Origin of the sequence: Hymenobacter mucosus (assembly GCF_900188255.1) — a bacterium.
GTDB lineage: Bacteria > Bacteroidota > Bacteroidia > Cytophagales > Hymenobacteraceae > Hymenobacter > Hymenobacter mucosus.
Genome location: NZ_FZNS01000014.1, coordinates 22,211 through 38,642, shown reverse-complemented (window position 1 = coordinate 38,642; position 16,432 = coordinate 22,211). Strand labels below are relative to the sequence as shown.

General features: G+C 52.7%; 15 protein-coding genes. 7 read left to right on the top strand and 8 right to left on the bottom strand.

What is annotated here, in order from left to right:
* Positions 1–39 precede the first annotated feature (39 nt).
* Complete coding sequence (locus CHB83_RS20925) at positions 40–1,266, bottom strand: glycoside hydrolase family 130 protein (protein ID WP_089334119.1); 1,227 nt, start codon at positions 1,264–1,266, stop codon at positions 40–42.
* A 91-nt stretch (positions 1,267–1,357) separates the two neighbouring features.
* Positions 1,358–3,190: a sodium:solute symporter family protein gene (locus CHB83_RS20920; protein ID WP_089334118.1), complete on the bottom strand. Its 1,833-nt coding sequence runs from the start codon at positions 3,188–3,190 to the stop codon at positions 1,358–1,360.
* A 568-nt stretch (positions 3,191–3,758) separates the two neighbouring features.
* Here CHB83_RS20920 and CHB83_RS20915 point away from each other — a divergent pair.
* Complete coding sequence (locus CHB83_RS20915; protein WP_045690812.1) at positions 3,759–4,634, top strand: helix-turn-helix domain-containing protein; 876 nt, start codon at positions 3,759–3,761, stop codon at positions 4,632–4,634.
* A gap of 382 nt (positions 4,635–5,016) precedes the next feature.
* On the opposite strand, the gene CHB83_RS20910 is transcribed toward CHB83_RS20915, so the two are convergent.
* The 3 genes from CHB83_RS20910 to CHB83_RS20900 form a co-directional block, all read right to left on the bottom strand.
* Positions 5,017–6,198 (bottom strand): replication initiation protein, encoded by a 1,182-nt coding sequence (locus tag CHB83_RS20910; RefSeq protein WP_089334117.1) that lies wholly within the window; start codon positions 6,196–6,198, stop codon positions 5,017–5,019.
* Between the two features lie 313 nt (positions 6,199–6,511).
* Complete coding sequence (locus tag CHB83_RS20905) at positions 6,512–6,898, bottom strand: hypothetical protein (RefSeq protein WP_089334116.1); 387 nt, start codon at positions 6,896–6,898, stop codon at positions 6,512–6,514.
* A complete protein-coding gene (locus CHB83_RS20900; RefSeq protein WP_045689760.1) occupies positions 6,895–7,659 on the bottom strand; it encodes a ParA family protein in 765 nt (254 codons plus the stop codon). The genes CHB83_RS20905 and CHB83_RS20900 overlap by 4 nt, the downstream gene beginning before the upstream one ends.
* Before the next feature lie 1,346 nt (positions 7,660–9,005).
* Between CHB83_RS20900 and CHB83_RS20895 the strand changes: the two genes are divergently transcribed.
* On the top strand, positions 9,006–9,968 hold the full coding sequence (locus CHB83_RS20895) for a site-specific integrase (RefSeq protein ID WP_089334115.1): 963 nt from the start codon (positions 9,006–9,008) through the stop codon (positions 9,966–9,968).
* A 622-nt stretch (positions 9,969–10,590) separates the two neighbouring features.
* On the opposite strand, the gene CHB83_RS20890 is transcribed toward CHB83_RS20895, so the two are convergent.
* Complete coding sequence (locus CHB83_RS20890; RefSeq protein ID WP_245855401.1) at positions 10,591–10,926, bottom strand: Dabb family protein; 336 nt, start codon at positions 10,924–10,926, stop codon at positions 10,591–10,593.
* A gap of 211 nt (positions 10,927–11,137) precedes the next feature.
* Between CHB83_RS20890 and CHB83_RS24260 the strand changes: the two genes are divergently transcribed.
* Entirely contained in the window at positions 11,138–11,266 is a 129-nt protein-coding gene (locus CHB83_RS24260) for a hypothetical protein (RefSeq protein WP_262490742.1), read from the top strand.
* A gap of 122 nt (positions 11,267–11,388) precedes the next feature.
* Positions 11,389–11,661, top strand: coding sequence for an ATP-binding protein (locus CHB83_RS24425; protein ID WP_089334113.1), 273 nt, complete (start codon positions 11,389–11,391; stop codon positions 11,659–11,661).
* A 239-nt stretch (positions 11,662–11,900) separates the two neighbouring features.
* Here the strand turns inward: CHB83_RS24425 and CHB83_RS20880 are convergent, their stop codons facing one another.
* Together CHB83_RS20880 and CHB83_RS20875 are read right to left on the bottom strand one after the other, a co-directional pair.
* Positions 11,901–12,635 (bottom strand): SDR family oxidoreductase, encoded by a 735-nt coding sequence (locus tag CHB83_RS20880; protein WP_089334112.1) that lies wholly within the window; start codon positions 12,633–12,635, stop codon positions 11,901–11,903.
* Between the two features lie 170 nt (positions 12,636–12,805).
* Positions 12,806–13,642, bottom strand: coding sequence for a helix-turn-helix domain-containing protein (locus CHB83_RS20875; RefSeq protein WP_089334111.1), 837 nt, complete (start codon positions 13,640–13,642; stop codon positions 12,806–12,808).
* A 315-nt stretch (positions 13,643–13,957) separates the two neighbouring features.
* Between CHB83_RS20875 and CHB83_RS20870 the strand changes: the two genes are divergently transcribed.
* From CHB83_RS20870 to CHB83_RS24330, 3 genes are all read left to right on the top strand, one after another.
* On the top strand, positions 13,958–14,428 hold the full coding sequence (locus tag CHB83_RS20870; protein WP_089334110.1) for a nuclear transport factor 2 family protein: 471 nt from the start codon (positions 13,958–13,960) through the stop codon (positions 14,426–14,428).
* Between the two features lie 174 nt (positions 14,429–14,602).
* Positions 14,603–15,553: a GH39 family glycosyl hydrolase gene (locus CHB83_RS24335; RefSeq protein WP_317044814.1), complete on the top strand. Its 951-nt coding sequence runs from the start codon at positions 14,603–14,605 to the stop codon at positions 15,551–15,553.
* A complete protein-coding gene (locus tag CHB83_RS24330; protein ID WP_317044813.1) occupies positions 15,492–16,316 on the top strand; it encodes a GH39 family glycosyl hydrolase in 825 nt (274 codons plus the stop codon). Before CHB83_RS24335 ends, CHB83_RS24330 begins: the two co-directional genes overlap by 62 nt.
* Positions 16,317–16,432 lie beyond the last annotated feature (116 nt).

Sequence of the window (16,432 nt, the reverse complement as noted above, 5' to 3'; positions counted from 1 at the left end):
CCTGGATATGGCGCGGTAGGGCTGCCCTACTAGCCGCCCCTACTGCCCTACCCCATTATAGTGCGTAGCAGTGGAAAAAGGATGGCTGGCGCGAGGAAAAGCTTTGTTACGGCTGATCAACTCGCAGATGGCCTGTGCCGAAGAATGGGACTGCAGCCCGTCTTCGGGTGTATTCGTCACGTAGTCTACAAGTTGATCGATGGTGGAGGTAGCCACGTGCATACGAGTATCGGAAGAGCCATAGTAGATGAACACTTGACCATTAGCATCCGCAATCCAACCATTGCTGAACACCACGTTCGAGACGTCCCCGATGCGCTCCTCCCCTTCCGGCGCAATAAAGTAGCCGGCGGGCTTATGAATAATCCGGGTAAGGTCGTGTAGATCGGTCATGAACAGGTAGAGCACGTAGCGCAGACCGGCGGCTGTATTGCGTACGCCATGGGCGAGGTGCAGCCAGCCCTGCTCGGTTTTGATGGGGGCAGGCCCTAGGCCATTCTTGGCTTCATACACAGTATGGTAGCGTTTTGGGTCTATAATGACTTCCTCCGTCACCTCAGCCTGCTCGATGGAGCCAGAAAGCGCAAACCCAATGCCGCCACCCCTACCTGCCTCAATAAAGCTATCCTGTGGGCGCGTATAAAAGGCATATTTGCCTTCCACAAACTCGGGGTGTAGCACCACGTTGCGTTGCTGCGCCGAGTTGGTTTTCAAATCGCCCAGCCGCTCCCACGTTACCAGATCTTTGGTGCGGGCAATACCGCAACGCGCCACGGCAGCCGACTGGTCGGCGGTGGGGGCGGTGGGGTCGCGGCGCTCGGTACAGAACAGGCCGTATATCCAGCCATCTGCGTGCCTCGTCAGGCGCATGTCGTAGATGTTCGTTTCCGGCTCGTCGGTTTCAGGAAGCACAATGGGATACTCCCAAAACCGAAAATTATCGACGCCGTTGGGGCTTTCGGCCACTGCGAAGAACGATTTACGGTCTGTACCCTCTACCCGCGCTACTAACACATACTTGTCGTTCCACTTGATAGCGCCTGAGTTGAAGGCCGCGTTGATACCGATACGTTCCATGCAGTATGGGTTGGTATCAGGATTCAGGTCGTAGCGCCAGGTAAGGGGCGTGTGGGCTGCTGTTAGTACGGGGTGCTGGTAGCGTTTGATAACGCCGTTGCCTAGCTCTTCCGGAAGGTTAGCAGCCGACAGTAGGCATTCGTGGTGGGCGTGTAGCGCGCGAAAACGGTTGTCAAAAAGAGTAGTCATAGCGTTATCACCGAAAATGAGTGGGACGGTTTCCTATTTAAGCAGTTGACTGCTGCGGAGGCGTAGCAAAGCGGTAAGCGGCAGTGGCGCCTTAGTAGGCACTGAGCTGGTCCCACCAGGTTTTTTTCAGAATAACGACTAGCACGGCCAGTATACCCACTGTGATAAGCAACGGTAGCTGCTGCATCAGAATCAGGTACATAGGAAGAATAGTTAAGCACAGCTGCGCAATGATGCCCAGCACCACATTGAACATATTCAGCCGAAAGTTGCGGTTGGGCTGAAACGAGGGGTCCCCAGCTACTACCTGTGCATGCACAGGGCCCCAAAAGCCCCAAGGCCGTACCGTGCGGTAAAAGTTGGTAAGCACCGCGGCATCGGTGGGGGGCGTGGCATAGGAGCCTACCACCGATCCGGCTAATGAGATGACAAACAGCAGTGGAAAAAAGTAAAGCAGGTTGCCAGCAGGAATGAAAAATCCAAACAGCATAGCGGCCACAATGCCTATCAGCATTCCCCAGAAAAAGCCGGTGGCATTGAAGCGCCACCAGTACCACTTCAACATGTTAGAAGCAATATACCCCCCATACAGCGCCGACACGATGAATTGCAGCACGCTGTTCACATCTTTGGCAAAGAACCCCAACACCACGCCCACCACCACCACCAGTATGCCTACCACGTAGTTTAAGGAAATAATCTGACGGGTAGTAGCGGTAGGGTTGAGGTACTTCAGGTAAATATCGTTTACAATGTAGGCCTGCGCAGCATTTACAGTGCCGCTGAACGTGCCCATGAAAGCACCCAGCAACCCCGTGAGCACCAGCCCTAACAGGCCAGTAGGCAGGAAATTATTGATAGCAGCTGGCAAAATTCGCTCGAAGTCGATGCTGCCAGTGGAGTCCGTCAGATTCATCTGGCGGTAATAGAGCAACCCCAGCACCGTGAGGCCAATAATGAGAGAGTAGCGGATGGGGAGCAGAATAATGGACACGAAGCCGCTCATTTTGCTGGCTTCCTCCGGCGAGCGAGTCGAGAGAATCTTCTGCATGTCGTAGTTCGGCGCCGGGCCAGCCAGTGAGGCAAACATACCCTTGAAGGCCATCATCATGAAGAACAGGCCAAACAGGGAGTAGCCGTCGCTGGCAATCTTGCTGTTGACCTCCGGAATCAGGCGCGACCAGTCAAGGCCTAGCCGCCAACCGAAGAAAGGATTGAACCATCCTTCTGGCACTGCTAACTGCTTGCCTTGCAGCTGGATATAGGCAATAATTGCAATAGAAAAGCAAGCCACCGTCATGATGGCGTACTTAATCATATCTCCTAGTACAATGCTGTGCATTCCCCCAATAATGGAGTAGAACATTGCAAACAGGGTAAACACGATGCCGTAGACGTGCGGCACATACTGCGGTGCCACCACAAACGGCACGTAGTCGCGCACCAACTCCCAGGGAACAAAAATCTCGATAAACTTGCCCAGCCCCACGAAACCATAGGCCAGAAAGCCCAGACAACTCAGCAACGCAAAAGCTATAACCACTTGGTGCGATGCGGTGACGCCCGGACCGGTTTTGCCGAAGCGCGTGGCCAACCACTCGGCGCCGGTACTGGCGTTAGAGCGGCGCAGCCAGCGTGAGAGATACATCATTAGAAACACTTGGTTGAATACCGGCCATAGCCACGGAATCCAGATGCTCTTCATGCCATACACAAAGCACAAACTCACCATCCACATCGTGCCGCTGATATCGAACATGTCGGAAGCATCGCTCAGCCCGAGCTTGTACCACGGAATGGAGCGGCCGCCTAGCATGTAGCTGTCCTTGTTCTGGCGAGCTTTTTTGCGATAGTATAGGCCAATGAGTACGGTTATCAGCAGATAAGCGGCAATTATTAAAAGATCAATTAAGTGTAGCCTCATGCTGCTGGCGTAAGCGCGGAGAGTTTTAGGGAGAAGAAAAAAAACAAGTCTTATCGGTTTTTACAGAGGTGTCGCGGCGTTGGCTAGGTCTGGAATATGCCCCCGGAGTACAGTATAAGACTTCAATATCTTGCCTGTGACTTGAGCGGGATGCGAAGTACCTTGTTCGCCCATTGCGCACCAGCCAAGTAGGACAGCAGCGCCCTTGGTTTCAGCACAATCATATTACCAAAGATTACAGCTAGATAAGCAACTACAGGTTAAGGTGGACTGCTATAGCCATTGTCTTCCATTCAAGTAGAAAATACCTAGTCTAGAAGTTCTCGGGTTTGTTGCCGCACAGAGGTTACTCAATGAGTCTAAACAGATAACCGACATAAGCAAAGGTATTCACCTAGCAATATCCCTCAGTAATACTATTTTAACTTTATCTTGTGTTAAATTTTATTTTACCTACTTTTGAACAGAAATGTAATTAAATATCTGGTTTAATATTCTGATTATTAGGCATTTATTGTAGAGAATGATACTAATATATTTTTGTCTAATCTTTACTTTCTAACTGATCATGAGACAGGAGATTATGCGGGAGATTACTCCACTTACTCAGAACGACTGCTTTACACTTTTCTCACGAAAAAAGAAGAAGTTCGATTTCCCTTTGCATTATCATGAGGAGTTTGAGCTCAACCTGATCATCAATGCCAAGGGTGCAAAACGTATTGTGGGAGACCACATTGACCTGATTGACGACTTGGAACTGGTACTAGTTGGGCCGAATCTGTACCACGCATGGTTCACGCACAAGTGCGAGACAGAAGACATTCGTGAGCTGACCATTCAGTTTCACAAGGACTTGTTCGACGAGCGGTTTCTGCGTAAAAACCAACTTAGCTTTATCCGCACTTTATTCGAGAAATCACAGCGCGGTATTTTGTTTTCCCGCGAAACGATAGAGCGCCTGCTGCCACGCTTACTGCAACTAGAGCAGAAGAGCGGCTTCGATTCGGTATTAGAACTTATGTCGTTGTTGCACGATCTTTCTACCTCGCGCAACATGCATACGCTTTCCAACTCAACTTCCAACAACGAGCAGCTTAACTACAATAGCCGACGTATTGAGAAGGTCTTTGAGTACATGAATGACAACTACAGCCAACCCATCACACTTCTGGATGTAGCAAAGGTGGCAGACATGCCCGAGGCTTCCTTCAGCCGTTTTATCAAAAAACGGATTGGTAGCACGTTCGTCGACAGCTTAAACGAAATCAGGCTTGGGCACGCCTCACGTATGCTCATCGATACGACGCACAACGTGGCAGAAGTAGCATACAAGTGCGGCTTTCACAATATTTCCAACTTCAACCGCACGTTCAAGAAAAAGAAGGGTTGCACGCCTACTGAGTTTCGGGAGAACTATTCCGGCACTCGCATCTTTATTTAGTGCCGGGTAGGCGCCAGACTACGCGGCTAGATGTAGTTTTTCTGCCTGACACTCTTACTATCTCGGTACACCCGTGGTAGTTTCTTCCTCGTGTCGAAAAAGCATTCGGGTTGAAGTATGAGAGGTTAGCAATGTTGAGGCAAAATCAACTTGATGGTACGCTGAACTTGATAATGACAAAGGCTTACCTGGGCTGTACCCTTCCGTGTTGGACAAGCCAGTAAATGCTTTGTCCTGCGCACCAATTGCTCAGGCAAACGATGCTGAATTTGAGGCCATCGTTCATGCACAGCTTGCGCATGAACGATGGCAATTTTCGTGTATTCGATTACCGGGGTAATCTGACTACTAGCACGGTGCTCATACTACTCAAGACCACCAGTTAGTTTCGCTTCACGAGCCACTCCTCCCCTTCCCGCTGTTCTACGGCAAAGCCGTCCTGCAGGTACACCTGCTGCAGGTGCTGTTCGAACGTGTCAGCGCGTTTCTGGCGCTGCGCGTAGGGTCCGGGATTATCGTACATTTCCCGGACCTCACTCAACCGGAAGGCCACTTCCAGCTTTCGTTCCGTCGCTTTCGGTAACTCCTTTTTGGCGCCGGTTCGAGGCTTGCTGGCCAGGATATAGTCGTCCAGTAGATACTTTTCGACGAGGGCCTTATAAATCGCTCCGGCCGGTTTCTTGATCTTGCCTTTCTGGAACTGTCCCTCTACAATCTGCACGACGAAAGCAATGTAGCCCACGTCGTACTCATTGTTTTCCAGTTGGTGGGCAATGGTCGTGATGCTGCGCTGACTTACGCCGATTTGCGCCAAGGCCTCGGCCCATTCGGCCGCGCCTGGCAACGTCTTTTTTGTAGCAGATGCGGCCAGTTGCTGGAACAGGAACTTGATTCGGGCAACGGTTTTGCCCTCCCGCTCGAGTTCATAGGTGAAGGGAATGTCTGTAGCCGCAATCTCGCTCTGTGCTTTGTCCAGTATTCTAGCCTTGAAGTTGGAGAAGCGGGGGTACTCATTCTCTTCAATACCCAGCACGAAGCGCAAATCTTCCACGCTGATGGTACGCTTGCCGAAGTCGGCATACTCTTTCAGCAGCCAGTAGATGCGTAAGGACTGGGGGCTCTTGAGTTTAAGCACTTGTTGGATCTCCGCGGTAGTGAAGTTACCACTCTCACGTAGTTGCAGCAAGTAGGGCATAATTTTGGGGTTGAAGCTGGCCACTACGCCGCCCAAATCAGCTCGGTAGCCCGCTTCGGCCATCAGGGGGATGTACGTGTAGCTAGGCTTGCGGCGCCGTCTGCGGGTCTTCTCCTCTAGTTCTTCAATGTAGAGGGTGAACGAAGCAAGCCCTTTACACATCTCATCTACCTGCTCGTAGGCCGAACCACCGCGACGCTCAAACACGAGTTCATCTAAGGGGATGAAGTGTTCCTTGAAGTCAACATCCTCAAAATCAATGCGGGAGAGCAACGCGACGAACAGCCGCATCTGCAACGGTACAAAGCTGAAGCGGGCATTGATGAGTGCATTATGTTGGGCAACTCGTTTATCAGGAATGGGCTCCATGGGACGGCAACGTCTTTTTTGTAGCAGATAGGACGGCGAAACGTCTTTTTTGTAGCAGAATCACGTCTATTGTGTAGCAGATCAACGTCTTTTTTGTAGCAGCAAACGTCTTTTTTGTAGCAGATACCCCTTATTATCGATTGTTAGTCAAGTAGATACAGCCCCTATAATACTCTTATAAGAGTAGTAATAAAAAAAAAGACTAGTTGTGCTTTTGAGTAACGTCTTTTTTGTAGCAGATAGAGTAAGCTGATATAGTAAAAAAAAGTCCATTTACGCTTCAAAAACGCGGATTTTTTGCTTTTTTATACCCTTAAGATCGGAGCTTTTTATTTTTCTGCAATAGTTTACGCAGATGCTCGTCGGGTAGACTCCGGTTGGCAGTTTCCAACTTGTCCAGCAGCTCGCTGACGACTTGCTCTATTTGCTGCCGGACGACAAAGCCCGGCTCCCAGTACTCCGCCTGCTTTAGGCGCAGATAGGTATTACGCCGCAGGTAGGTACTGAATTGGACCCATTCCAGCCCCGCATCTTCCGGCACTGGAGCAGCAGCCGGAGCCGCCGGGGGTGTTGGTTCAGCGGCTGGCGCCGGGAGGCGAGCATCAGGGACGGTTACTTCGTCCATACCATACAGCGCGGACGTATCAATCGTAGGACGGGCCGTTTTAGCCGTGAAGTTGCGTTTGGGGGTAGTACTCATAGCCGGGCTAGCAGTTCGTCAGTGAGAGAGATGTAATCCAGCGCTCCGTTACTATCAGGAGCATACGTCAGAATGGTTTCCTGCATGGCTTGCGCTTCGCCCAGCTTGTTGTTCTGACGGATGCTCACGTTCATTACCAAGGGAGCCAGTTGTTCATCCTCATGAATGAGGTTAACATACTGATGATGCATTGAGGAGCGGTAGCTAGGGGAATACTTGGTGAAGAAGATGCCGCCCACTTTGAGTTTTTGATTGTAGTGCTTACGCACCCGGACGCAGGCCTGCAAGAGGGAGGTTAGCCCGTTGTAGCCGAAATACTCCGGCTGCATGGGGATGAACACGGCATCCGCCGCAATCAGGGCCGAGTAGGTAATCCCGCCCAGGGAGGGTGGGGTATCAATGAGGCAATAGTCGAACTGGTCCTCGACGGTCTCTAAGCCCTCCCGCAGGATGAACTCTAGCCCAGAGCTACCCGCCATCAGCTTCTCCACTAGCTGCAGCCGAGGGGAAGCGGCAATCAAGTGGATCCCCTCCCCTACTGGCTCCATCAACTCTGTGAGGGAAATCTTGCCGTCACTCTCGAGCAGTTCCCCCAAGTGCCGGTTACCCTTACGATCAAAAGACATTGTCAGGTTAGTTTGCGAATCACTATCGATTAGGAGCACGCGCTGTCCCCGACTAGCTAATACTTGGGCCACACTTAGGGTGGAAGTGGTTTTTCCGACCCCTCCTTTATGGTTGGCAAAACATATGGTCTTCATATCGACTAAGGCCGTTGGTTGGGTCAATATTACGCATTACATTCAATACATACTATACAATTATGATATGTATGAACTACATTACACGTATTGAATACACTGTATTTTATATGTGTAATACACGTAATACATACATACATGATATTTAATGTATGTATGTATTACGTGTATTAAGTGGAATCGGTGTCGTATTCCCATTACTTTGGGTGTGTAAAGGATGTATAGTATGTTTTACACATATTAAATGCTTGACATACTATACATACATTACATGTATTTTGAGATCATGGCTTTTATAATATTATGGGACAGAGGCTTAGCAACGTGCACGAACAAGTCTAATCAACCGACCAAGGCCTTGGAACCTGGGACAGGAGATTGAACCCACCTCCGCTCACGCGTACAACTTTGGCTATTCGAGGCTCCTTACCGTGACTTAACGAGGTGGCCACCACGCGAGATATGGGATCTAGGTGGGTTATCAAGAGTTTGCCGACGGCATTCGCTGGTACCCGTATGCTAATGAGGCTTTGGGCGGATATGACCGCTAGTGAACGGCGTATAAAGTGGCAGGGGGTGAGGTACAGCGGCTCAGCTGGTTGAGGCAGCAGATTAGCCCAGGCAGCCAACACGAGCAAAAGCAAGCCGAAGGGTGAACGACCCGAATGGCTTTTTAGGTAGCTCAATAGGGGTAGACCACCCACCCTGGAGCGAGAGGGTAGCACGGGCTCGGCGTAAGAAGAAACTCCTGTTCTCCAAGTTTCCAGGGATTAGACCGATAAGACTAGGGGTAGGGGAGGAGTAAGGGCAAAATAGGAGGCAGGTACCCTATAGTTCTCAAGCCCCACTAACAAGAGCAGGGGCTGCCGCTTCTCGGAAATAATATTCTCTACTAACGGCGTCAGGCTTGCCGCACTCGTCCCACAAGGAACATCCTGCTGCGTACTTCGTTTGGCTTAGGCAGACTTGGTGGGTCGAGGCCGGACCGGAGTTCTACCGGTTATTCTTGATGGGGACACCCGGGAAAACAATCCCGCCCGTAGTCACTTGCTGGCCGGATGCCTTCCCACCAAGGTCCATTTACTTGGTGGCCTACGAGGCTATTCACTCAGGATCCGGTGCAACTCCAGGTTTTGATAGTAATGATGTTCGGAGATGTCTTTCGTAGCCAGAACACCCGACGGAGGGTTAGCCGGTGGAATGATTGGTAGTCGAACTAAACACTTGGATTACCACAGAAAGCCATGCATTTTCATAGGTTCCGATAATCTTTACTTATCGGAACCTATCATTATCTTCGCCTTTCGAGCTCTTTTTGCCTCGCTACTCCTTATACTATAGGCTACATGAAAAGTGACGCGCAACTGGTAACGACTCCTCGGACCACCGACTCGCTCGCGAGCCTCTCGGAGCAGACCGCCCACTACGTCGAGGCCGGTCTGCAGGGGGCGCCTAATACGGCCCGGGCCTACGCCTCGGATCTGCGCCACTTCACCCACTGGTGCCAGGCCAACCGACTGGAGCCGGTGCCGGCTACGGTGGACACGCTGGCCGGCTACGTAACCTACCTAGCCGATGCGGGCAAGAAGGTGGCCACCATCCACCGCCACCTCTCGGCCATTGGTAAGGCCCACGTGCTACGCGGGCTCGACTGCCCCTCGGACAACAAGCAGTTTCAGGTCCTACTCGATGGCATCCGCCGCGTGCACGGAGTCCGGCAGAAGCAAGCGCCTGCCTTCACCCTCGCCCAACTCAAGCGCCTGGTGCGCGCCATGGATACGAAGACGGTAGCTGGATTACGGGACCGGGCCATCCTACTGCTCGGGTTTACGGGGGCCTTCCGGCGGTCCGAGCTCTCAGAGTTGACGGTGCAGCAGCTGCGCTTCACGGAGGATTGCCTCATTGTGTCGCTGGCCAAGAGCAAAACCAACCAGTTGGGCGAATATGAGGAAAAGGCAATCTTCTATTCTCCCGAAGCCAAGGTGTGTCCTATTCGCTCCCTGCAGGCGTGGCTTCGGCAACTCAAGCGCGAGACCGGACCCGTGTTTGTGTCCCTGCGCAAGGGCGAACGGTTAACGCAGGCGCGGCTATCGGACAAGAGTATCAACGCGGTGGTGCAGCGCTATCTGGGCCCTACCTACTCCGCTCACTCTTTGCGGGCTTCTTTCGTGACGGTGGCCAAGCTGGCCGGGGCCGATGACAGCGAGATTATGAACCAGACCAAGCACAAGACCTCGGCCATGATCCGACGCTACACCCGGCTGGACGATGTGCGCCAGCATAATGCCGCGCAGAAATTAGGCTTGTAGAGCGAACTCACGAACTTATCGGTCCTTTCAGTTGCACACTACGAAGGCGCATGCCATACTCTTCAGATTAAGAGCGTCGCTAATTGGCAAGCGTCTATAAAGAGGCGTCCTCTCAATTATAGAGTCGGACTTGAGATTCAGTTGCTCAACCAGCTGGATGTGAACAAAACACCTCATCCAAAAGGCGATTATTGCAGGTTATAGCTTGCACTTTCGCTGAGCAACTTATACTCGGTACAGAAGCCATTGTTCACAGCATCATTATTGCATTGTGACAGTTAGAAAATCACTAGTGGCTCTGAATAACTATTGCAGTAGCCTAATCCCCACGGGACAGCAAAGGACCTATTGTATTGCTAATACAATAGGTCCTTTGCTGTCCCATTTCATTTATGACGCTTCCAATACAACTTAGGCCCTAACAAGCTAGTTACTTTGCTTGTCCTCCTTTTTGGAGACTAAGCTCGATTGCGCTAATTCACTACGCTAGGCGCTCGAAAATTAGAATTCCCAATCATTTTTGGATGATCGGCACTTTACCGGCTGAAAAATACAGACTCTGAGAGGTACCATCTTGGGTGAACAACGGGTGAAATAGGTGCTTTACGCCTGCTTGCTTCCCCTATTCTACTACTGGCCCGATTGCGTCGTAAATCACAACTTTCTCCCAATAGCGCGCATACTGAGTGCGAAATTCGTCATGAATTGGGTGGTGTTGGTACTGCGCCTCCTGCTCGGCACCATCGAAGAGGCATAGTAAGGAGTATGTATAAGTCCGCTCAATTACGTCGCGGGTGGTATCCGCGGGCGTACCAATGTGGGCCTGCTTTATCGAAGGAATACGAACTAGTTGTTGCAGCCCTTCTAAGAGTATGGCTTTGTCGGCTTCGCTAGCGGTGGCAGGAGTATAAAATAAGACGTGATGCACAAAGAGCGCTGGGGCAGATAGCACAGTCATACAGTTCAGAATACGTGAGAGGGCGAAACGATTAGGAGACAATATGAGAAGGCGAGCCTGATTCGCCAACGAGGTAGGACTATTTATCTGCGCTGCCTTGACGTTTTTACTATATGGCGCCATACTCTTTACAGGAACTATACTGCTTCCGTTAGCATCAACTGTAACGCTTGGCGTTGAAAGGCTAGGAATTGCAGCAACCAAGCCCGTTGTGTTTGACGTGCTGATTCCCGTAACTGCGCCGCTGCTGCTAGACCGCTTGCACACGGCTGGCTTGCTCAACAACCTACTCGATAATGCACTCAAGCATTCGGGCACGAGCGTCCACATCCGTATCTAGGGGCAACAACAAGGTGCGGGCTGGCAGCTCACCCTAGCTGATGATGGCTTCGGCATTGCACCTGCCTATCAGGCGGCGGTGTTTGATCAGTTTTTCGGGCGCCAACGGGTAACCAGCACCCAATTAAGGGGTTCGGCCTGGGTTTGTACTACGTTCGCCAAGTGGCAGCCAGTCATGGCGGCTGCATCCGCCTACGCAGCGAAGTAGGGCGTGGCAGCGAGTTTAACATCTGGCTACCCGAACAAAGCAAGCTAGGGCAGCTTCCATACCGAATTTATCACGTTAAACATACCGATATTCTTGCTGGTGGAAGTACTGCTTTGATTACCCGGAGCAGCGCTTCCAATTGGCCGATGGCAGACAGCAGCCTATTGCTCTTACCCACCGGGAGGTAGAATTGCTCAAGCGTCTATTCAGACTACCGGACCCAGGTGCTCACGCGCACCGTAGTGCTGCGTGAGCTGTGGGGCGACGACAGTTTTTCAAGGGCCGCAGTCTTAACGTATTCATTACCCACTGCGCTACTACCCTCGCCACAACTCTAGCGTGCGGATACTCAACGTGCGCGGTGTAGGGTATAAACTAATAGCGTAAGCTCCTACCGGTAAGGGCTTACCTAGCTCCTAGAATAGGCTTACCATGGGCAGGTGGCGGGAGCCGGAAAATATTCTTCACTAAAATACTTGCCGGTAGGCCCGTCCGGGCCAAGGAGCGCATACTTTACAAGGCGTTGTCCAGCCTCCTCAACCGTGCTGGTGCCTTGATGGCCCGTGAAGTCTGTTTTGGTATATCCTGGGCATACTGTATTGACTTTGAAGGGTGTGTCACGCAACTCGTGGGCTAAGTGGAGGGTGTACATATTCAGGGCTGTTTTCGACGACTGATACACTGAAAGCCAAATTAGACTGGGATTAGCGAGGTCGGCGTATAGCGCGAGCGAGGCCATGGCGCTGCTCACGTTGACAATGCGCGGCTGCGGCGACTGGCGGAGCAGGTCGATAAATGCCTGCGTAACTCCGGCTACACCAAACAGGTTGGTTTCGAACACCGACCGGAACTGCTCCAGGGTAGCACTTAGGGCCGATTGGGTCAGACCACCGGAAATACCGGCGTTGTTAATGAGCACATCCAGGACGGGCGTTTTGGCGCCAATGGTGGCCCGAGCTGCTCGAATAGAATCGGGATTGGTGACGTCTAACTGAATGGCTTCAAGGGTTGTGAGCCCCGCGGCGTTTAGTTGTTTAACAGCAGCCTCGCCACTTTCTAGGGAGCGGCTACCGAGGTACACAAAGTAGCCGTGCTGGGCGAGTTGTTTGGCGACTTCCAGGCCAATGCCCTTATTTGCGCCGGTGACCAATGCTGATTTCATGGGGTGAACTAGTGACATTACGTATGTAATAATCCGGCGGAACCATTTCAGCCGGACACTTAACAAAGGGCATAGCCTGGCCTTTAAGGCACTTAGTGATGCCAGAGCACGTACTTACAACCGAGTAAGAGAAGCCCAGAACGCTAGCTGGGCATTAGCCACGCACAGACTCAGCCAGCGGCCGGCCGCTGGTCAGCCGTGTGCTCAGCCAGGGCCGTTGGGGGGTAGCCGAACTGCTTTTTAAACGCGTAGGAAAAGTGCGCCAGATTCTCAAAGCCTACCTCCAAGTACAACTCCACTGGCTTCCTCTTTTTCTCCGCCAACTGATAGTGAGCTAGTGCCAACCGTTTCTGCGTGAGCCAACGCTGAGGGCTTAGCTGAAACGCTTTTTTGAAGTCTCGTTTGAAGGTAGTCAGGCTGCGGCCGGTTAGGTAGCTAAACTTGGCCAAAGAGATGTTGAACATGTAGTTAGCTTCCATGAACTCGACCAAGTTGGTTTTGCCAGGCTCAGTGAAGTCGGCCAGCACCGCGTCGCATTGCGGGTTGAGGCTGCGCAAGATCTCCATCACCTCCGCTACCTTCACCTGCAAGAGCTTTTCTGGTAAGCGGTATTCCAGCTCCAAGTAGGGCAGCAGCGAAGCAAAAAGGCTCTGTAGCAACGGGCTTTTGGGGAAAAGCAGCAACCCAGATGAAGCTGGCGGCGCTGGCGCTGGAGTATTCGCCGCATAATAAGCTCGCACGAGGGCCGTAGGCAGCTTCAGCACCACGGCTTGGTAAGCAACGCCGTCTTTAGGATACTTCAGCAGAGTTGCGGGCTGCTTGCGGGGTAGCAGCACCGTGGTGCCCGCCTCGCAGTAGCGTGTGCGGTCAGCCTGTACCACTTTCAACTCGCCCGCCAGCACGCTGACGAGAACGTTCTCCTCAAAGATTGTTTCCCCTCCGTAACGCCGGTCGCCGTTGCAGACGAGTACTATCTCCGCATGGGGATTTGTTTGCTTAACGGGCATGGGGAAGGGGCGAGGGTGTTAGGATGCTTGCTTAAACAAAAGTAGTTCACCCCAAACCGAGGCACTTTGTTTAAAAGGCCGAATTTGCTTTGTTCAATGGCTCACCTAAACCGTCTGCCACTACGCCAAGCACACGCTGGCCCTCATCCGATTTCCCTACCCAAACCTGCTTCATTGCAGCTACGCAGCAATAGGTTTATGCTGTAGTCTGGGCTTTGCATGTTTTTAGAGGGAGCTGATCAGGGTTTGGAATGGCAGGTCAGTTTTTTTGTGTAACTCCCGTTCCTTTCCCGCCTTTTACCTCCGTTGCTTTCCATGTCCGACGTCCGTCCGCCCTTACCTCCTTATACTATAGAAACTGCCCGCCAAAAAGCTCGCCTAGCCGAGGACGCGTGGAATTCCCGTATGCCCGAACGAGTTGCCCTGGCGTACACCCCCGACAGCTCCTGGCGCAATCGTAGTGAGTTCTTGGTGGGCCGGGCGGCCATTGTGGCATTCCTCACGCGTAAATGGGAGCAGGAGCACGAGTACCGTCTCATCAAGGAGGTCTGGGGCGTGCACGAAAACCGGATTGCAGTGCGCTTTCAGTATGAGTATCACGACGCGCAAGGGCAATGGTTTCGTGCGTACGGCAATGAGCAGTGGGAATTTGATGACCAGGGCTTGATGCGCCGCCGTGAGGCCAGCATCAATGATGTGGCTATTCTCGAAGCAGCGCGTAAGTTTCACTGGCCGCTAGGGCCGCGGCCCGTTGATCATCCCGGACTGACGGAACTAGGGCTGTAAGGAACGTGCCTACCGTTATTCCCTCTTTCTGAACAGGCTGATTTTGTGGCATGTGCTACATATCACGCCTAGAAAGCTGGTTTCCGCCTCGTTTCATTCCGCAGATGGATAGGCCTGTAATCAGTCTTCCTACTCTCACCCCTCGTCCCTTTTCTACTGCTTTTCACTTACCCCATGCGTATTCTTCCTTTACTAGGCTTGCTGTGCGTGTTGGGTCTACCCGCTGCCAGCCAAGCTCAACGGCCAGCCTCAGCACCCACCTCCACTGAGCCGGTAGCTTTAGCCGTAGACCTCGCCCAACCCATCGGGCCCATGCCGCCAGTGTGGGCTTATTTCGGGTACGACGAGCCGAATTACTCATACATGCCCGATGGGCAAAAGCTGCTTACTGAGCTTGCTGCCCTTAGCCCTACGTCCGTGTACGTACGGGTGCACAACCTGCTGACTACGGGCAACGGGGAGGCGGCCCTAAAGTGGGGGTCTACCAATGCCTATTCTGAAGATGCCCAGGGCCGCCCGCTATACGACTGGAAAATCGTGGACCGCATCTTTGATGCGTTCGTCAGTCGTGGTATGAAGCCCATTGCCCAGCTAGGCTTCATGCCTAAGGCCCTCTCTACCCGTCCCGTACCCTACCGCCATTACTGGAAGCCAGGCGACCCCTACGAGTCTATTTACACCGGATGGGCCTATCCGCCCAAAGATTACCAAAAATGGGGCGAGTTGGTGTACCAATGGGTGCGACACTGCGTGGCCCGTTATGGAGAGGCTGAAGTAAAAACCTGGCGTTGGGAGCTTTGGAACGAACCCAACATTGGCTACTGGAAAGGCACCCCGCAGGAATACAATCAACTCTACGACTATACCGAGGCAGCCGTGCACCGCGCCCTGCCGGCGGCACTGCTGGGCGGCCCCGAAACGACGGGTCCGGGCTGGAACAAGGCTGCCGACTATCTGCGCGGTTTCCTACAGCACTGTGTTACTGGTACGAACTACGTAACCGGCAAAACGGGTTACTCGCCTCGATTTTATTTCCTTCCATGCCAAAGGTGGCCCCAAGCTCGTGGATGGCCATGTGCGCATGAATATGGGTACGCAGTTTGGCGACCTGGAAGAAGGCTTTAAGATTGTAGCTTCCTTTCCCACGTTGCGCCACCTACCCGTCATCATCGGCGAAAACGACCCCGAGGGCTGTGCTGCCTGCGGCGTGCAAACAAATCCCGAAAACGACTACCGCAACGGTACCATGTACTCAAGCTACACGGCCGCGGCCTACGCCCGCCTTTACGAGCTAGCCGCGCAGCACCACATCAACCTTGAGGGGGCCGTGAGTTGGTCGTTTGAGTTTGAAAACCAGCCTTGGTTTGCAGGCTTCCGCGACTTAGCTACTCATGGCGTAGACAAGCCCGTACTCAACGTGTTTCGGATGCTGGGTCGAATGCGCGGCCCCCGCGTAACCGTACGCAATGCTGCGCCCCTTACCATTGCCGACATCCGAGCGCAAGCTCAGAGCCAACGGGCCGACATTAGCGCCTTGGCCTCGGCCGACGCCCACTCGGCTAGCATTCTGGTCTGGAACTACCACAACGACAACCTGCCCGCCCCGGCCGCCGAGGTGACCCTGACTCTGCACGGCCTACCTGCCAATGCCAAGCGCGCCACGCTGCATCACTACCGCATTGATGAGCAACACAGCAACGCCTACACCGCCTGGCGGGCGCTGGGGTCGCCTCAGCAAGTTACCGAAAGCCAGCAAGTTGCCTTAGCGCAAGCCGGCCAGTTGGCCCAACTAGCGCCTCCCACTCAACTCAAACTCCGGAACGGACAGGCTGAACTGAACTTCACGTTGCCGCGCCAAGGCGTATCCCTAGTTCAGCTCAGTTGGTAGGTCACACTTTGTGGAGTAAAGGATTCGTGATCCAATGGGCTAGGAAAATAGCGGCGTTAATGGCATTTGTGCTTAAGCCCTGGTCGTTAAGACGAAGAGATGCCACCTAGCAGCAC